Annotated in this window: 15 protein-coding genes; 5 read left to right on the top strand and 10 right to left on the bottom strand. The window is 43.4% G+C overall.

The window, feature by feature from the left end; all coding sequences use genetic code 11:
• Positions 1-15: 15 nt before the first annotated feature.
• From SWOO_RS10925 to SWOO_RS10895, 7 genes are all read right to left on the bottom strand, one after another.
• Positions 16-2,064, bottom strand: coding sequence for a DUF1302 domain-containing protein (locus SWOO_RS10925; RefSeq protein ID WP_012324765.1), 2,049 nt, complete (start codon positions 2,062-2,064; stop codon positions 16-18).
• Between the two features lie 330 nt (positions 2,065-2,394).
• Entirely contained in the window at positions 2,395-2,610 is a 216-nt protein-coding gene (locus SWOO_RS10920; protein ID WP_041417599.1) for a DUF2835 domain-containing protein, read from the bottom strand.
• An 88-nt stretch (positions 2,611-2,698) separates the two neighbouring features.
• Positions 2,699-5,260, bottom strand: a complete 2,562-nt coding sequence (gene pepN, locus SWOO_RS10915) for an aminopeptidase N (protein WP_041418111.1) — start codon at positions 5,258-5,260, stop codon at positions 2,699-2,701.
• Between the two features lie 90 nt (positions 5,261-5,350).
• Positions 5,351-7,423 (bottom strand): carboxy terminal-processing peptidase, encoded by a 2,073-nt coding sequence (gene prc / locus SWOO_RS10910; protein ID WP_012324762.1) that lies wholly within the window; start codon positions 7,421-7,423, stop codon positions 5,351-5,353.
• A 30-nt stretch (positions 7,424-7,453) separates the two neighbouring features.
• Complete coding sequence (gene proQ / locus SWOO_RS10905; protein WP_041417597.1) at positions 7,454-8,086, bottom strand: RNA chaperone ProQ; 633 nt, start codon at positions 8,084-8,086, stop codon at positions 7,454-7,456.
• A gap of 287 nt (positions 8,087-8,373) precedes the next feature.
• Entirely contained in the window at positions 8,374-8,832 is a 459-nt protein-coding gene (locus tag SWOO_RS10900; RefSeq protein ID WP_012324760.1) for a GAF domain-containing protein, read from the bottom strand.
• Positions 8,833-8,849: 17 nt separating this feature from the next.
• Positions 8,850-9,134, bottom strand: a complete 285-nt coding sequence (locus tag SWOO_RS10895; protein ID WP_012324759.1) for a YebG family protein — start codon at positions 9,132-9,134, stop codon at positions 8,850-8,852.
• 239 nt (positions 9,135-9,373) lie between these two features.
• Here SWOO_RS10895 and SWOO_RS10890 point away from each other — a divergent pair, with 239 nt between their 5' ends.
• From SWOO_RS10890 to SWOO_RS10875, 4 genes are all read left to right on the top strand, one after another.
• The gene (locus tag SWOO_RS10890) at positions 9,374-10,000 is read left to right on the top strand and encodes a paraquat-inducible protein A (RefSeq protein WP_012324758.1); all 627 of its coding nucleotides are present in this window, start codon (positions 9,374-9,376) and stop codon (positions 9,998-10,000) included.
• A complete protein-coding gene (locus tag SWOO_RS10885; protein WP_012324757.1) occupies positions 9,993-10,643 on the top strand; it encodes a paraquat-inducible protein A in 651 nt (216 codons plus the stop codon). Before SWOO_RS10890 ends, SWOO_RS10885 begins: the two co-directional genes overlap by 8 nt.
• The gene (locus tag SWOO_RS10880) at positions 10,612-13,236 is read left to right on the top strand and encodes an MlaD family protein (RefSeq protein WP_012324756.1); all 2,625 of its coding nucleotides are present in this window, start codon (positions 10,612-10,614) and stop codon (positions 13,234-13,236) included. The genes SWOO_RS10885 and SWOO_RS10880 overlap by 32 nt, the downstream gene beginning before the upstream one ends.
• Positions 13,237-13,431: 195 nt before the next feature.
• Positions 13,432-14,457 carry a GGDEF domain-containing protein gene (locus SWOO_RS10875; RefSeq protein WP_012324755.1) on the top strand — a complete coding sequence of 342 codons (1,026 nt, stop codon included), beginning with the start codon at positions 13,432-13,434 and terminating at the stop codon, positions 14,455-14,457.
• Here SWOO_RS10875 and SWOO_RS10870 read toward each other — a convergent pair.
• Genes SWOO_RS10870 through pdsO form a run of 3 tightly spaced genes read right to left on the bottom strand, consistent with a single transcriptional unit; the run spans position 14,454 to position 18,015 of the window.
• Entirely contained in the window at positions 14,454-15,059 is a 606-nt protein-coding gene (locus SWOO_RS10870) for a class GN sortase (RefSeq protein WP_012324754.1), read from the bottom strand. The genes SWOO_RS10875 and SWOO_RS10870 overlap by 4 nt on opposite strands.
• Complete coding sequence (locus tag SWOO_RS10865) at positions 15,052-17,271, bottom strand: marine proteobacterial sortase target protein (protein ID WP_012324753.1); 2,220 nt, start codon at positions 17,269-17,271, stop codon at positions 15,052-15,054. The genes SWOO_RS10870 and SWOO_RS10865 overlap by 8 nt, the downstream gene beginning before the upstream one ends.
• A gap of 27 nt (positions 17,272-17,298) precedes the next feature.
• On the bottom strand, positions 17,299-18,015 hold the full coding sequence (gene pdsO / locus SWOO_RS10860) for a sortase-associated OmpA-like protein PdsO (protein WP_012324752.1): 717 nt from the start codon (positions 18,013-18,015) through the stop codon (positions 17,299-17,301).
• Positions 18,016-18,314: 299 nt separating this feature from the next.
• Here pdsO and pdsR point away from each other — a divergent pair, with 299 nt between their 5' ends.
• Complete coding sequence (gene pdsR / locus SWOO_RS10855) at positions 18,315-19,010, top strand: proteobacterial dedicated sortase system response regulator (RefSeq protein WP_012324751.1); 696 nt, start codon at positions 18,315-18,317, stop codon at positions 19,008-19,010.
• Positions 19,011-19,054: the final 44 nt, after the last annotated feature.

The following is a 19,054-nucleotide window of genomic DNA, read 5'->3' as shown; positions in this document are numbered from 1 at the left end:
TATTGTCCTTGTGATTTAGATTGAATACTTGATGTTAAATGATACGTAGTCACGATCAGACATCTGGTTCGTTGTTCCTACACCGCCGAAGAAGCTGTTGTAAGAAAAATCTGCTCCCCAGCGACTCTGGTAATCAAAGTTGACACCAACAGATACTGACTTCTTACCTTCAGTAAACAGGAACATGGGATCTGGAGTGATACCATCAACATCATGAGAGAAGATAATACGCGGAGACATGTTTACACCAGCAAACAGGTTGTTGTAATCCGCTTTAGCCACTAAACGGTATCCCCAAGCAAAATCTGTTGGGAATGGGTTAGTTTCAACACCATCTTGCAATGCCTGAATAATACCAGGCATGTCAGGGTTACCACCTGAGCGGCCAGTACCTGGGCCATTTAGACGCAATACATCTTGATCTGGCATATCGTGGATCCAAACACCACCCACCTCAGCAAGCATCACTAAGTTGCTCATCCCCCAAGTAGGACCAAACAGGTGCGTTAAGGTAAACTGCGCCTGTGTAGTATCACTTAAGACATAACCCTCTGCGGTTTCACCAGGAGCAATCACATCCATCTGTGAGATGCCATCAAGATCTGGACGCAAACCAGCATTAGCTAGCTGTTGTGGCATAGCGGCAAATAACAACTCAACATCATCAATCTGTAACGGTTCATCTTTGCGGTGAGCGATTTCACCAGCAACAGACGTATCTCCAACTAAGGTATTGAAGCTAAAGCCGTAAAGTCGAATATCTTCTGGATAAACAATTTGTGCTTTAGAGAAGGTCTCTAAACCTAACATGGTTTCACGGTCAACCGTTCCGCCGCTGGCAGCGACAGCTCCAAGGGTTGCAAGATCTTTTCCGATGGCTTCTTGAGTAAAGTTAGCCACAGTACCACTGATAAGCGGACGACGACTGTGGTAGTTCATGTAGTAGAGGCCAAACTCAGTCTCACCCAATTCAGGTGCATAGTAGCCAATCTTTAAACCAAACTGACCTGAATCACTGGCACTGGCCTGATCTTCAATCAAGGTGGTCTTAGTCGGATAAGCCAACGCAAGTTCACCAAGCTGAGCTGGAGTAAACTGGTTTGAGGCTATCATTGCGGCTAATTTATTATACTCTTGCTCTAAAAAAGCCAAGTTAATATCAGGGTTAGCATTAAAACCTAATTGTGCATTTTGGCCATAACCGCCATATCCAGCAAAATCATTGGTTGCGAAATATGAACCAGGAGTTGGCACCCAAACAGGCTCCCAATCATATTGATAGAAAGCTTCGACAGACATCTCATCGGTCAAGCCCAATGATGCCCAAATCATACCTTGAGGTCTAAAGGCTTCTTTTAGCTCAGCACCTGGTGCATTCAAGATATTAAGATCAACCGGGTTAATCACACCAATACCGTGAGGAATTAACGTGCTCTCACCCCAAGAGACAACTTGGTTACCGATACGAACAGTTAGTGGGTTAGCACCATCATTAAAATCAAAATCACCATAAACAAATGCATCTAAAAGTCGAATGTCTTTACATTGAACTTCTGATGCTTTTGAATCCGCACAGGGATCATACTCTTGGCCAGTAATAGGATCTGTATATCCGTAACTACCGTTATTGGCTTTTTGATCGAAAAAATACATACCTCGTGCAAACATACCGAAGTTTTTATATTTTAAAGAGAGTTCATGCAGACCTTTAAATACAACTGCAGTGGTGTCTCCTTGAGAGTAAAGCAAGTTACTCAAGTCACCATTACTTGAATAGGAACCTGGTTGGGCCCAGATCTCTGTTGAGGTGTATTTAGTATTATTAAATGCGGAATAATTAGACCAATCGAATCTTGGGTGATTCACCTTACCGATATGGCTCTCCCAGTCTCGCCCTTCAACGCGCCAGCTTGCCCCTGCTGACAAAGTCGTATCGAACGTACCTTCAACTTCTCCCCAATTGAAAGATATAGCATTGACACTGGATGTTACTCCCATACTCAATGCCGCTACGATCCCTAAAGCAAGCGTCGACTTATTAAAGCCGTTAATAACCTTTTTCATTTTAGCTCTTCTCCGTAACCTGCTGGATTCTTTTGTTATAGGAATGACAACCAACATTTCGTTAGCCGACAGGTAACACCATTGTTACAGCATTTACATCTGATGAGCAAGGTTGAATAGGAGAAAATCTTCTGAAGTTTTAGTGAGTTTCATCAATAATAAAACAATAATTTAAACGCTTGATTTAAAAAGTAACCAACTCAGAGAGAAAAGAAGTAAGAAGAATGAGGAAAGCCGATAAATAACAATAAGATATAATCAGCACGACTGAGTAATTGCAGGGCAACAATATAATCAGTCGTTTGAAGTAATTACTCTAATAAATATTTTCTAAATTTTAAAAAGTGACAGGAGCTCGCCACTTTGACTTAACTCCATTTTAAACTGACCCTGAACCCCAGTTCTTGTTAGAAATGGGCGAAAGTGTCTGCCATGGATCCATAGGATCCTGCCTTCATTATCACGTACCTCAACTTTATCAGCGTGGCCTTGATAATACCGTTCAAACTCTTGATAATTCACGTTAATCGAGAAGTAAAAAATCATTATATACATTCTTATCAGAAAATAACGCCAATGATTGTGGCATCATTGGCGTTTATAACAGTAAAAAACTTGTTAAAAAAGCAGCTTATCAATCAAGTGCTTTTGATACTTTTTCATAGAGATCTTTAGAAAGATCTGGCAGTGCTAAAATCTTCTCCAATGATGCTTTCATTAGTTTTTGTCTATCAAGATCAAACTTCTTAAACTGAATCAATGGTGTGATAAGCCTTGCTGCAACTTGTGGGTTTAACTTGTTTAGTTTAATGATTGTTTCAGTCAAAAAATCATAGCCTTTACCATCAAGTCGATGAAATTGAACTAAGTTAGCAGCGGCGAAAGCCCCCACTAAAGAGCGAACTCTATTTGGGTTTGAGAAAGAGAATGAGCTGTGCTCAGTAAGCTTCTCTAATCTCTCTAAACAGGTTTCAGAACCTAAGGTTGCCTGCAAAGTTAACCACTTATCCATAACAAGTGGTGTCTCTAGCCAGCGCTTTTCATAGTCGGCCATCAAGCTATCTCTCAGGGAAGACTCCTCACCGTTAAGTGCTTGTAAAGCCCCTAAGCTATCAGTCATGTTCAGTGCATGCTCATATTGTGATTGGGCATGTTGCTGGTGCAGATCTGACACTTTTTGTAAAAGTAATAGGCAAGCGTTCTTAAGCGATCGAGCCCCTGCTTTATCAATCTCAGCTTGCTCGCGGTAACGAGTTAATAACTCATCCTCACAGGCGGACGCCAACTCCCCAATAACAAAGTCACGAGCGAGCACTAAAGCATCAAGATCAACACTATTTACCTGTTCAATGAGAGCTGAAACACTAGGTAGAGTAAATACTTCTGCCACCAGTGAAGCATCTAAAGAATCAGACAATATTACGCCACGATAGGCATCACTCACTCTTAGATCTAGATGCATCGCCTTTTTAGCCGCAAGATTCGCAACATTATCCCAGATTGACTGACTGATAAGGGCAACGGATGCTTCCCAACGAGCGACTTCACTGGATGCAAAACGCATCAAATGAACCAATTGATCAACCGAGTAATCAAAATGCAGTTTAACTGGTGCGGAGAAGTTCTGTAACAATGACGGAGTCGGCTTATGATCTAAACCGCTAAACACAAACTCCTGATGAGATGACTTAACATCCAAGACTTCACTTAACATGGAGTCGCCATCTGGTGAGATAAGCTCAAGGTCAAAAGGAATATGCATCGCAGCTTTTGCTGTTTGCTCGACAGTGGCAGGAGTTTGCTGCTCAATCACTAGTTTGTACTCCCCTTTCGCCTCATCGAAACTCTCAGTTACACTCACAACAGGGGTACCTGACTGGCTATACCACAAGGTGAATTGACTTAAATCAACTCCACTTGCATCTTGCATGGCCGTAGTGAAATCATCACAAGTCACAGCTTGTCCATCATGACGCTCAAAATAGAGCTTCATACCAGCTTGGAATCCTACTTCTCCTAGCAAGGTATGCATCATACGTATTACTTCCGCACCCTTGTTATAAACCGTTACTGTATAGAAATTATTCATTTCAATGACAGATTCAGGTCGAATAGGATGCGCCATCGGGCCGGAATCTTCTGCGAACTGTTGATTCTTAATCACCTTAATAGCATGAATACGATTAACGGCACGAGAACCTAGATCTGAGCTGAACTCTTGATCTCTAAAAACGGTTAAGCCCTCTTTAAGGCTTAACTGGAACCAATCACGGCATGTCACCCTGTTTCCAGTCCAATTGTGGAAATACTCATGACCCACAACAGACTCGATACCATGGTAATCATCATCGGTCGCTGAGCTAGTGTCTGCCAATACATACTTAGTATTGAAAACATTCAACCCTTTATTTTCCATCGCTCCCATGTTGAAGAAATCGACAGCAACGATCATGTAGATATCAAGGTCATACTCGAGATCGAATCTGGACTCGTCCCAAGCCATGGACTTTTTCAATGATGCCATCGCATGATGTGACTTATGCAAATTTCCTTTATCAACGAATACCTGAAGCTTAACAGGGCGTTGACTACGAGTAATAAACTCATCTTCTAACAGATCGAAATCACCCGCAACAAGCGCAAACAGGTAGGCAGGTTTAGGAAATGGGTCTTGCCATTGAACAAAGTGTCGGCCGCCCTCAAGCGTCCCTTGCTCAATTAAATTTCCGTTACTCAGCAGATAAGGGAATGCACTTTTATCAGCTTCAACTCGCACGGTGTAGATAGCCAATACATCAGGTCTATCGAGGAAGTAAGTGATGCGCCTAAAGCCTTCTGCTTCACATTGAGTACAATATGCACCATCTGACATATATAGACCTTCTAGGCTTGAGTTTGCCTCGGGATCGAGCTGCGTTACTATCTCTAACTCAAATTCAGAAAAGTCGGCTTCAATAGTTAAACTTGTTTCATCTTGAACATAGTCGATCGCTTCACCATTAAGCTTAACCGACAGTATCTTCATCTTATCGCCATCGAGCACGAGTTTTGTCTGCGACGAATCCCTTCTAACAAGTTGACTCTTAGCGAGCACGCGGGTCTGTTCACCCGCTAAATTAAAATCAAGATCAATATGGGTGATCGTATATGCCGGTGGTAGGTAATCTTTAAGGTACTTTGCTTTCATCTGTGTCATATGCCAGCCTTCAATCATCTATTTACCCGCTAAAGCGGATTTAATATAAAAAAACGCGCTTATAGCGCGTTTTTATCTGAATCTTTAACTCTATTTAACTTGGTTTTTCGCTACTCGCTCGATATCAACTAAGTCTAAAGTGATGTAAACGGTCTCATCAAGGAATGCATCTGGTGTTTCGACCTCTTCCTCTGTTTCTGAGTCAGTTTCCGTCTCATCATCACCGTCTAAACTTTTAACCATGGCCAAACCTTGGCTAACACGGCGCTCATTTAAACGATCCAATTGCTTTTTGTCGTTAGCTTCACGCTCACTGATCCGCTCACTTTCTACCAAAGAAACTGTTTTCTCATCGTGGTGCTTTTTAAACTCAGCAATATCTTGATAGATATAGCCAAACTCGACATCTTTGCCGATACGAGTTTGATGCTTAACATCCAAGTTAGAGATTAAATTTGGGTTTATATCACCCAAAGTGCCGTACTGAGCAACAGGCACCTTATCCCAAGGCAATGCATTCTCCTCTTCCGCTTCTCCATATTCACCAGGCTCTAATGCGCTAGGGAAAGAGATATCAGGAGTCACACCTTTAAGCTGAGTGCTGCCACCATTGATTCGGTAAAATTTCGCGATCGTGTACTGAACATGGCCAATCGGCTTTTCATACATATCATAAATTCGACCAAGACTCTTGTGCTGCTGCACCGTGCCTTTACCAAATGTAGATTCACCGACAATCAAGGCTCTATCATAATCCTGAAGTGCTGCAGCAAAAATTTCTGATGCCGACGCGCTATAGCGGTCAACCATCACGCTCAATGGACCTGAGTAGGTGACTTTGCCGTCATTATCACGATTCTGAGACACTTTGCCGTTGGCATCTCTGATTTGAACCACAGGTCCCTGCTCAATAAACAGCCCAGTTAATAGGGTTGCTTCAGTTAACGCACCACCACCGTTACCTCTCAGGTCAATGATAATACCTTCAACTTGCGCTTCTTTTAGCTTAACAAGCTCTTTAGAAACATCTTTAGAGAGATCCATGTAGAAACCCGGGATCTGAATAACACCGACCTTACGATTAGCGTACATGCCCTCTTCAGGCTCAATCACCTCAGATGTTGCGGCGCGATCTTCTAATCTGATTTTGTCTCTGACGATAACGACTTCAAATGGCTTAGCTGAAGAACCGCCCTTCTTAGGTAGAATTTGCAGCACAACTTTGCTGCCTTTAGGCCCTTTAATCAATTCAACTACATCATCAAGACGCCAGCCAATGACATCGACAATCTCTTTGCCATCTTGACCAACACCAACAATTTTATCTTCAGGAGAAAGCTTCTCACTAGTTGCAGCAGGTCCGCCGGCAACAAGGCTTTTGATCACTGTATAGTCATCATCCATCTGTAACACAGCACCTATGCCTTCAAGGCTTAGGTTCATCTCCATCTGGAAACGTTCAGCATTACGTGGAGAAAGGTAACTTGTGTGAGGTTCTACCGTGCGAGAAAAAGCATTCATCACACCTTGGAAAACATCTTCACTTTTTGTCTGGCTCAGTCGCTTGATAGCATTGTTATAGCGCTTCTCAAGGACAGGAACGATCTCTTCCCATGTTTTACCCGTCAGTTTCAGGTTCAACGCGTCATATTTAACACGCTGACGCCATAACTCATTAATCTCAGCTTCATCTTTCGGCCATGCGGCATCTTCGCGATCATACTGATATTTATCATTAGGGACGGTAAAATCGATCTCTTTATCGAGAAGAGACAAGGCGTAAGCAAAACGCTCATAGCGACGCTTCTGCACCAGATCAAACATCTTATAGGCAGGGGTCAGATCTCCACTCTTTAACATGTCATCGAACTGCTTTGAATATAAGCCAAAACTATCGAGATCACTCTGCAGCATCACGTTACGGCGATAATCTAACTGCTTAAGGTAACGTTTAAACACCTGCTCAGAGAAAGTGTCGTCAAGATCGAATCTATGGTAATGGGAACGAGTGAAGAGACCTGTAACACGTTTGCTTGCAACTTTATGTTGCGGCTCCTGTGTTAAAGCGGGTAACTCGCTGAATGGAATTGATGGGGTTAACGCCCACGCCGAGAATCCTACAAAAATACTGGCGATTGAAACAACCAAGGGTATTTTTCGCATCAACAAGTTACTCCTTTTACTTTAAGATTATTACAGCATTATGTGCTCAACACGTACTTTAACTGTTAAACCTGAGTCTAACTGTACTTGAACATCTTCTTTCTTAATGTCAACAATCACACCGGCAACAGGTGACTTACCTAGTTTGACATTAACACGCTGGTTTTGTTTCAGCTCATTTAGTACTGCAGGCGTTAAATTAACAGCTGGTGCCGCTTCTTTAACTGGCTTAGGTGCAGGTTTTGTACGCTTAGGTGCGACTTTCTTAGCAGGCTTCTTACTTGCCTTTTCGCTAGCCTTAGCGGCTGTTGCTTTAGCAATACGCTTCGCTTTAGCTTTTTCCTGGCTCTCTTTAAGAGTCAACTGAGCATGTTCAATATGCTCCTGCTCTAATTCACCACACGCTTGACCGTCTAAATCGATACGTTGTGCACCCGCTTTTACGCCTTTTAGGTAACGCCAGCTACTAGTATAGCGTCTTAAAGCAATTCTCAATTGGGTTTTACTTACTTTAGAATCATCAGCCAACCTTTCAGCCAAATCCTGAAACAATCCAATCTTTAATGGCTTAGTTTCACCTTCGGCGATAAAGCACAAAGGAAATGTTTCATATAAATACGCAAGTATTGCGTTGGTGTCGGTCAACTTCTCTGTTGATTCCATCATTACTTCCACAGTTAAAAAAAGGGACTCTATCCAAACATATCAGCATAATATGTCATCAAGGGTCGTTTATATTCGTCAGGCTCAGCTGTATTCGAGCTCCAGTCTATGACTAAACATTGGGCAAGAGTACAAACGCAGCAGACATACCTTAGCAATTACAATTAACAAACGCCAAGCATTCATTCTAAGAATGAGAAACGCTTAACGCCCTTATCATTCGAATCGCCTATTATAAGCGTGACGGCCGCGATTGCGACCATCAATTGCGCAAAATTGGTTGTAGTTTAACCAAATAACGCACTTTCGAAGCTCTTAACTAAGTTTTCCAGGCCAATTTGATCTGTTTTAGTGAATCGGTTCAAAATTGGGCTGTCTATATCGAGTACACCGATAAGCCTATTATTATCGAAAACAGGAATGACAATCTCAGAGTTACTGGCTGAATCACAAGCAATATGACCATCAAATTGATGGACATCATCAACTCGCATCGTCTTTTTTTCTGCTGCTGAAGTTCCACATACACCTTTACCAAGCGGGATACGACTGCATGCCACTTTTCCTTGAAAAGGACCTAAAACAAGTTGCTCATCTTTTAGGAGGTAAAAACCAACCCAATTAAGTTGCTCAACAGCATCATTAATCAAGGCTGAAAAGTTTGCCATCGCAGCAACCAGATCATCTTCTCCCGAGAGCAGTGCCTGAGCCTGACGATTTAAGGAGTCATAACATTCCAGATCCATACAAATTTCCTAACACTTTATTTTTTAGTTTCTGCCTTTTTAGGCGATTTTTTAGCGGTTTTTGCTGCAGAAGGTGCCACACCTTTTAGTAAACTGAATAACTCATCTTTATTTTGTGCCATATAGAAAGCTAACTTTTCGCAGACATTATCATCCAGCTCAAGTTCAGAATTCGCCACAAAAGGCGTCAATTGATCAGCGATATCAAGCATCTTGTCGTAAGCATCAGCTTCCTTCTTAGATGTGAATGTCATCTTCTCAACCCCTTCTCTGACCACGACAAATTTAGTAATTACCGCCATACCTGCCCTCATACTGTTTTTATATACAGTTACAGAGTCTCACAAAAATAACTTCTTATGCAAGTATTCTGAGAAATCTGATATAATCCAGCTGATTATCAACAGTTACTGATGTTGTATATTTAAGAATGGTTTAAGGTTCATCACTATACTAAAGCCGCGTTTTAGTCTGGTGGGATAGCTTACCCGCTCAAATGTCCATGTAAAACAGGATACCAATAAGGGATTTGAAGCTAGAGATGGAACGAGATTGTATTGATGATTGCGTGACCTTATGCCGCTCCTGTGATTTAGTGGTAACCAAGCGAGCACTTCCTTCGGGAGTTAGGGCCTTGTGTCCGCGTTGTCATACCGCCCTTTACGATACGCCATACTGTTCCATTAACGGTATGTTAGCGCTTTGCATCACTGCACTGATCTTTTTCACGCCTGCTAATTTTCTTCCCATTTTAGAGTTACATTTTTTAGGCAGTGTAAGAACAGCAACAATTGCAGAAGGAGCCATAGCCGTTGCGCACCAAGGTTACTGGATCGTGGGAATATCGGTCATGCTCACGGCGGTGATCGCACCAGGAGTACTAATATTATCAATCTTGTCGCAGATCCTAATCATTAAATACCGTCTGCACTCGCCTTTTTTTAGAGACGTGCTTAAACGCCTGTTGAAATATCAAGATATTCTGTCGCAGCTAACCATGCTTGAGATCTACCTCATCAGTATCTTAGTGTCTGTGTTCAATTTATCTGATTTTGCCGATATCTTCTTAGGCATGGGAACATTTTGCTTCTCTATGCTTTTTATCGTCACTCTATTTCTACAGCGTGAATATAATTTAGAGCATATGTGGAGCATGCTTGATGAGTAACATCGATGAAAATGCTCAAGGCAAGGAGATGGGATTAACCACTTGCCCCTCCTGTAATAAACTAAATGAGCAGAAACAGACTCACTGTACTCGCTGTGATAGCCCATTAATGGTACGAGATACCACTAGCTTGCAAAAAAGCTGGGCGTTACTTATCACCGCAGCCATCTTGTTAATTCCGGCAAATATCTATCCAATCACCATGTTGACCGATCGTGGGCGTATTCGCCATGACACCATCTTTACCGGGATCACACACCTAGTACAATCCGACATGTTTCCTATCGCGATTATACTGTTTACCGCCAGTATTTTAGTCCCTCTACTTAAAATAGTCGGCTTAACGATTTACCTAACCGCCATCAGTTTTCGTTTGCCCATCTCCAAGAAGATGCTAATGGTAGGTTTCCATATCATTGAATGGATAGGACGTTGGTCCATGTTGGACCTATTTGTCATATCCATCACTGTCGCACTGGTTAATATGGGGCAGCTCTTGGATGCCAAGCCCGCCCCAGCCGCCACTGCATTTGCATTAGTGATTTTGCTGACTCAGATGGCAGCAAAAGTACTGGACACTCGTTTACTCTGGGATCGACTGGAATCGAAAGATGACAAAAATAGAAGCACCAAAAGTCGTTAAAAAGAAACTCTTCTCTCCAATCTGGCTTCTGCCACTAGTGGCGCTGGCATTAGGCGCTTGGTTAGGCGTAAAGAGTATTAAAGAAGCGGGTATCGAAGTGCGGATCCACTTCCCTAGCGCTACTGGTATTGATGTAGGAAAAACATTAGTCCGCTACCAAGGTTTAACAGTCGGTAAAGTGGTCGATATCAGTATTGATGACGAGCTAAAAGGCGTTAATGTTGACCTAAAAATGGATTATCGAGCCGATCCTTTTCTTAATAAAGGCACTAAATTCTGGCTAGTTGCCCCAAAAGCGTCAATTACAGGTGTTGAGGGGTTAGATACCCTATTTTCTGGCAACTATATTGCTATTCAACCCGGAGATGGCGAATCCCAGTCTTTCTTTGAAGCAGAAGAGAATGCACCTGCAATTTTGCCTAACGAAGATGGATTAGTGATAGAGCTGACGAGTGAAACTTTGGGCTCTTTAGATGTTGGTTCTCAGCTCTTTTATCGCCAGATCCCCGTTGGACAGGTGATAAGCTATAAACTCAAAGGAGCAAGTGAGATCTCACTCACCGCCTTTATTAAGAAACAATATGCTCACCTAGTCAAAAAAGACTCACAATTTTGGAATGTATCAGGCCTTAAAATAGATGCCTCACTCTCTGGCATAAAGATAAAAACCGAAAGCTTATCCACTATTTTGGCTGGCGGGTTAAGCTTCAGCTCCTCTGAAAACTCAGAAATGGCAGAAAAAGGCCAGCAATATAAGATTTATGACAATGAAGAACTCGCTCTAGGCGGGATAGAGTTTACCTTGACCGCTGATAAAGCTGAGTCAGCAACCATAGGTACTCCAATTGTATTTAGAGGCATCAACATTGGCCGCATCACCGACTCTAAACTCACCAACTCAGGGGTTGAGTTTACCGCTAAGCTCAATACTGAGCATGCAGAACTACTTTCCGCAAGCTCCCAATTTTGGTTAGAGGGGGCAGATCTATCACTTTCAGGCGTTAAACATGCAGAGCGGTTACTCACAGGAAGCGTAATTAACTTTTCACCGGGCTCAGGTGAACCAGCATCACAATACCCTCTTCTAGCTGAGCAACCTGATAAGCTAGCGACATCAAAGCTCACGCTCACCTTAACTTCAGAGAGTAACCAAGGTATCGCAGAGGGCGCAGAGGTCAGATATAAACAGATCGCTATCGGCAAAGTTAACTCTGTAAAGCTAAATAACAGTTTGTCCGGCATAGAGTACCAGATTGAGATCTGGCCTGAATTTACTAGGCTTATGACCCAAGACAGTTACTTTGTACCTGAAAGCGCACTCTCTATTGACGCATCCCTTGAGGGAGTTTCGGTTAAAACCCGTGACTTCACCACGCTCACCCAAGGAGCTATAAGCCTAATTCAAGGTAGCAGTAAGTCACAGGTAAAAAAAGGCGCTACGTTAACCCTATTTGCCTCACGCCAAACAGCCGCAGAGCATTTTCAAAATCTGAACTTAATCAAGCTCACATTAAGCAGTCCAGATGGTGCAGACCTCTCTCCTGGCGCCCCCGTCTATTACCAAAAGATGCAGATAGGTGAGGTCGATAAAGTCAACTGGCAAACTGGCGAGCAGAGTTTCGCTGTTAACTTAAGCATTCAAGAGCAGTTCTCAGAGTTACTGAAATCAAATACTGTATTTTGGCGAAATAGTGCCCTGTCAGTTAACGCTGCACTTACAGGTATTGAGATAGATGTCGCTCCTCTTCAAGGTGCATTGAAAGGTAGTATCACTTTGGGCTTGCTCGATGAAACTGAACATGGAGATCAAGAACATCTCTACGCCTCTAAATCTTTAGCTTTAGCTCAAGCTAAGCCAATCAGCCTAAGCTTTCCTGCGGATGTTAAACTCAGTGCAAAAGCGCCTATTCGTTATCATGGCCATCAAGTCGGTGAAGTTGAATCTGTAAAACTGGACAAAACTCTTGATAGCGTTACCGCTAAAGCCTATTTATATGGCAACTACGCTAAACAATTTACACAAACAGACGCCAGCTATTTTATTGTTGATGCGCAGATCTCACTGTCAGGTATCACTTCTCCAGAAACCTTGATAACAGGGCCATATATCGGTGTCACTCCGGGAAAGAGTGACATCAGGAGTGAAAACTTCGTTGCTAACGACACGCCATCTAAACAACGTAAAACCGGAGAGCTCTATTTCACACTCGAGGACAGCAACCTTGGCTCTATCAAGTCAGGTACTCCTATCTTCTTTCGAGGCATGAAAATAGGCCAAGTAGATAGCTATGATTTATCTGCAACTGGCAACTCTGTGCTTATGCATTCTCATATAGACAGTCAGTTTAGCCACTTGGTCAATCAAAGCAGTCAATTTTGGAACCTGTCTGGCGTCAAAGTCGACATCGGTCTGTTTTCTGGCGCAAAAATAGAAACTGGGACATTAGAGACAATTCTGGCCGGTGGCATTGGCGTTGTTACACAATCTAAAACCTCAGATTCAAACCAGCTAGCAGCTGATAGTCAGTTTCCACTGCAAAAGCAGCTGGATCCTGAATGGCTAAATTGGGCCCCTGAGCAAAAAGCCCCATAACCTTAACTAATAAAAAATAATTTAATAAAACCAGAACAAAAGTTCTGGTTTTATTTTTTATACCTGCTAGCTTCCTCAATGCTGTTTAACTATTATTTCATATACAGCAAGATTTTTGCCCAGTTCACTTCAAACGTAAAACTTAACTCATGTGAAGTGCCTTAGGGAGTTCCCTCATATTTAGGTGCCTTATTAATGTCCAAAGAACTTATGCAAGTCGCTGCACTCAATTTAAAAAAAGCGGTCCCTTTGATGCTCAAACATCAAATTCCCACAACACCGACTAACTATGCGCTCTGGTACGCCTATGTAGGTGAACAGCAACCTCAGCTTAATGAACAACTCGATACGATTATTAATGAGCACAGCACCTGCCCTCCCTCAAACTCAACACTGCTCTATCGTGAATTTGTTGCCGATCCGGTTGAACTAGATGTCATTGATATGAGACAAAACCTTGAAGCGATGGCCACCGAGCTTTCTCAGTCTCTAAAAGATACCAACACAGACGCCACACACTTCCAAAAACGGATTGACAGTAACTTTGATAAACTCAACCGCATTGAGGAGGAGGGAGTCAGTCTTGAGAAAGTATTGGGTGTGGTGCGAAACCTAGTGAAGGAATCCGATGAAATACGTTCGAGCACTGAGTACTTTACTGGTCATCTTAAACGGGCCCAACAAGAGATTGATGCATTAAAGGCGCAATTAAAGAAATCAGAAAAAGATGTCCTATTCGATGCTTTAACTGGCGTGTTGAACCGAAGAGCTTTTGATTCAGATCTAAAGGGTTCCCTAAGCCAATCGCCAGATGGACTCTGTTTGATTCTTATCGATATCGACCATTTCAAAGCATTCAACGACAACTATGGCCACCAGTTAGGGGATCAAGTACTAAAAGCCGTTGCTAAACGTCTGGGGGAATCTTGTAGAGAGGGAACCAAGCTGTACCGCTACGGAGGAGAAGAGTTTGCCGTTATCACAGCCAATAGCCAGTTAAGAAAAGCCAGGCACTTGGCAGAAGCGATGCGCAGAGCCCTTGAGAAGGTCTCACTAAAAGACAGACGAAAAGATGCCATGATCAACAATATCACGGCCTCTTTTGGTGTTGCACAATGGGATCCTTCGCTCTCTGCCACCCAGCTAATAGAGCAATCGGATAAACTACTCTACGAAGCTAAGCGGTTGGGCAGAAACCGAGTAATGCCTATTGCCAGCTAACCGATCACTTCAGCATAGACAATAAAGCGGAGCGGGCCGCCAGTTGTTAGAGAATGGAACGGATAACAAGTGATCAAAGTGAGTCGTTTATCTGAATCAGAATTAAGCACTTGGGTATCAGACTCATGCACAACTTGGGTTCCCACCACCTGGTAGATCACTTCAGTTCCGTCCCTCTCCTGCAGCTTAATCTGTTTGCCCTGCTTCACCCCCTCCAAAATGGAAAAATGGGTGTCATTGTGACCAGCAATAATCCGACTCTCGCCGCGCCAGCTCTCCCTACCATCTTGAAGCTGTGCTGGACCGAAAGCCAAATTTCTACCCGATGCCCCTTCTAGAACATACATCGAGTCTCCAGTAAGCAGCCCCTCTTTATCTCCTTGCTCATCGATAAATGTCATCTGGGCAACAGGATAAGTATCAGCCCAGCTCCATGGTTTATGTGGCTGTTGATCCACCAATGTTCGCTTCCATGCCTGTTCAATAAGGTATTGGGCAAAATGTGCTTTCGCTTGCATATAGACTCCCTGACCAAGAAATATTCCCGCAAGAGCAAGTAACATGAATATGATTGCTCGGTGAAAATGCACAGACTTAAGCATCTCTCCTCTCCTGAGGACTGAACACTAAGCCAAATGCACGGTAATAACTTAGAAGGTAGATCCCCAGCAAACTCAATAATAGACCACCAATCAAGATAAACAGTCGACTCGCAGTTCCTGTTTGAGGTAGCGTTGCAGGCGGCACCCAACCAAATGGAATAGCAGATAACAACTCAACACTCTTACTCGTGATACCACTGGCTCTTACTGGAGTCATCTCAACCGCCACTAAACTTGTATGAGCACTAACCAAGTGATAGTCCAGAGCCAAGGCGGTGATCTGCTGTTTTACTCTCTGTTCATTCACCCCGTTCTTACTCAACTCAAGAGCTGCGATCTGTTTCCTTGCCCAGATAAGATCTAAACCTAACTCTGGCTTTCTCTCCTTCAGTGATACACTTTCCTGCCAGTATTGCCCCCCAATGGTGCCAGATACGATAAGTTCAGTAGGAGATGATACATGCTGCGTCGAGTTCATCTTTATTGCGACTAACAAAGGTTCTTCAGCATAGAGATCAGGGATCATGGCAGGCCAATAATCCGGCACTCTATTATCGGCATACCTCAGTTTAATATCAGTCAATTGAGGACGCTCTATCTGGTAAAGCAGTGACTCAATTTTACTCTGTACCTCATCCAACTTACCTATGTAAGTGAACGTGCCGCGTCCAAACTCAGCCGCTCTGCGCATAAAGTGTGAATTTGGCGCTGAGCCAATGCCTAAGGTGAACAATCGGCTTTCACCTATCTTCTGCTTAATAAGGTGGAACAGGGATTGCTCATCTCCAACGGAGCCATCAGTCATAAATAGCACCTGACGTAATCTTTCACTACCCAGCGCTTCAGTCTCAGTACCTTTGTCTAACGCAGCATTGAGTGCCAATTGCATCTCAGTACCGCCATTGGCCTTAAGTGAACGCACATACTGATTAGCCAAGCCTATATTTTTCGCTGTAGCGGGTAGAGAGTAAGGAGATAGCGAACCAACGTTAGAGTTAAACTCAATCACATTAAAAGTATCCTTGGCTTTTAACCCCGCAAGGGCATAATTAAGGGCACGTTTTGCCTGTGCAATCGATGCTCCAGACATAGAGCCAGAGGTGTCTATCACTAAGATAAGCTCTCTTGAAATAGATACATCTTGCTTCTGATCTGATGGTGGCAACAACATCAGCAAAGCATAATCATCCTCCACAGCTTTGTTGCTGTCTGCCTTTGTGCTCGCATTAGAGTCCGTTGGTTCAACTTGTGCCTTAGAAGATAGTGAGTGTGTTTTACCCTGCTGAGAGAAAACAGCAGCAACAGGCTTAGTGTCAAGCTGTGGTCGCCAGTTCAATACAAAATCTCGATCAGCCTTTACCCCCGTGAGTGACACTCGATAGTGAGAGCCACTTAGCTGAGTGTGACTTACCTTATGATAGGGGCTCGATATCAGACCTAACTCTACTCCAGCATCTAGCTCAACCTCGATGCTCACTTTGGCGGCAGCATCTATTCCAATATGGTCATTGAACGCCGTGCCATTTTCAATTGTAGCTAAGGTGTTTGCGAAGCTAACACTGCGGCTCTTTTGTTCCTGCATTGATAAAGGAGAGAAGTATCGTGGATTGACTACCATAGGAAATCTAAGGCTAAACTCCCCTTTTTTATAGGACACCAACTCTTGATAACTGATCTCCACCACCAAGGCTTCACCAGGTCCTAAGTTGGCTACTGAGGTAGTGAAGATATTGGGAGTAGATTGAGAGACTAAACTGGCACGTTTACCTGCTTTTTTTGCCATTTCAAACTGCTTTTTTGCTTTGAGCTTCTCCTTAATCTGCCCCTCTATGACCTTACTGCCGACTTCTAAGCGCATATGATCCACCGCTGCTTCATCGGGCAGTGGGAATTGATAACGGCCATTGAGCCAGTGTTGAGTGTCGTTGCGAAATACCTGTCTAAAATTGACCCGGTTTGTCCAGCCCGACACCTTCATCTCAACTTGTGTCGTAAGTGGTAAGCTCACATGTTCCTCACCATCACCGGAGTGATAGATCAAGCTTGCTTGATCACTCTCAATCCTCTCTTGGGCATAACTGAACAAACTCAAACAAGATAGCAGTCCGATAGTAAGTATATTAATGACAGCCGCCCCCCTAAAGGGGGCAAGCATGGTGAGTAAATAAGGAGCCAAACTAAATGCCAAGAAGCCGCGATTATCCGTTTTCATCACAATAATCCTTTATTATCTGGCTGATTATTGGTTTGCAGCGAGTGCAGATCCATTTGAGATGAGCTTTATATTCACCCTTCGGTCAAAAAAGTCATTTTCGAAGCTCTGATCTTCAGTCAAGGGCGCGCTGGCACCAAATGCCTTATAGGATAAACGACTCTCATCGACACCTTGGGAGACAAGGTAGGATTTGACTTCCGCTACCCGCTGCTCTGACAGGGCTTGGTTATAGGTTGAATCACCTCTTCTGTCCGCGTAGCCGGTCATATCTAATCTCAACTCAGGAGAGATAGTGATAGCATAGGCCAGATCATCGAGTTGACGCTTAATGTGAGGAGCAAGTTCAGAGGAACCCGTTTTGAACTGGATATTAAGTCCCATAGCAAGCTCAGTTAATTTCTGATCTTGAGCCAGCTTTAACTCAGCTAACTGCTGCTGCGCTTCATCATATTGATCCGCAATAACCAGCAAGGATTGCTTATCACTACTCAACGCGGCAATCTTGGCATGCTGGGCGTCAATTTCAGAATCATCCCCAACCGATTTACCCAATAGTGCTCCAGTAAATGCACCAATAATGGCACCTACAGGGCCACCAACAACCGCGCCAAGCACTATGCCTGACGTCAGTCCAACAAGCTCCTCATTATGCTCTCTCTCATCAAGCTGCTCCTGTGCATGTGTCGCATTTGAGAGGGTTAGGCTGCTCATCACTAAAAGGGCAATTATCTTCTTATTCATTTTTCTATTCCTATCATTGGAGATTAACGATTGAACCAGTGAACTATCACCGCTCAATATCAGTTTCGATAGGTCAATTAAACAGGAGATAAATGGCTACTACAGGGAGGAAAAATGACATTACGGGTATCAATTGTGGCAACAAAATGGCAATCGTTATCAGCATCTTTAATCCGTAAAAATTTCCTGTATAGTCACTGACAAAGGTCATTTAGATACAGATTAAGTGCAATAGGCTCAGTGTTCATTCATAAATGTTCACGCCTTTAGCCATCGACAACAGTAGAAGGTAGAGATTGATGAAACGCATCGCCATTGTGGAAGATGAAGCAGCCATACGAGAAAATTATAAAGAGGTACTACAGCAGCAAGGCTATAGCGTTCAGGCATACGCAAATCGTCCCAGTGCCATGCAGGCATTTTCCACCCGTTTACCCGACTTGGCCATTATTGATATCGGTTTGGAGGATGAGATTGATGGCGGCTTTACCCTTTGCCAATCCCTTAGAGCCATGTCTAGCAACCTACCCATTATCTTTTTAACCGCCAGAGACAGCGACTTTGATACCGTCTGTGGCCTACGTTTAGGAGCCGATGACTACCTGAGTAAAGATGTGAGCTTTCCTCACTTAATCGCCCGACTAGCCGCGCTGTTCAGGCGAGCCGAACTGCAGGGAAAATCACTCGAAGTCGAAAACCTACTCGAAAGAGGCGCCCTAACCATTGACGCGAATCGTATGCAAGTTTTTTGGAATCAAGTGCCAATAGAGCTCACTGTCACTGAATTTTGGATGGTACATTCACTGGCAAAGCGACCAGGACATGTTAAAAACCGCCAAGACTTGATGCAGGAGGCTAAGATATTTGTCGACGACAGCACCATCACCTCCCATGTAAAAAGAATAAGGAAAAAATTCATCGCCCAAGATGCTGAATTTGATTGCATAGATACGGTTTATGGCATGGGATATCGATGGGAGCCTCAAGTCAATTAATGAGATATTATCGCTTCTATACTCCCTTAATCTCGGTAGCTTTA

Source organism: Shewanella woodyi ATCC 51908 (genome assembly GCF_000019525.1).
Lineage (GTDB): Bacteria > Pseudomonadota > Gammaproteobacteria > Enterobacterales > Shewanellaceae > Shewanella > Shewanella woodyi.
This window is presented reverse-complemented; position numbering and strand designations above follow the sequence as displayed.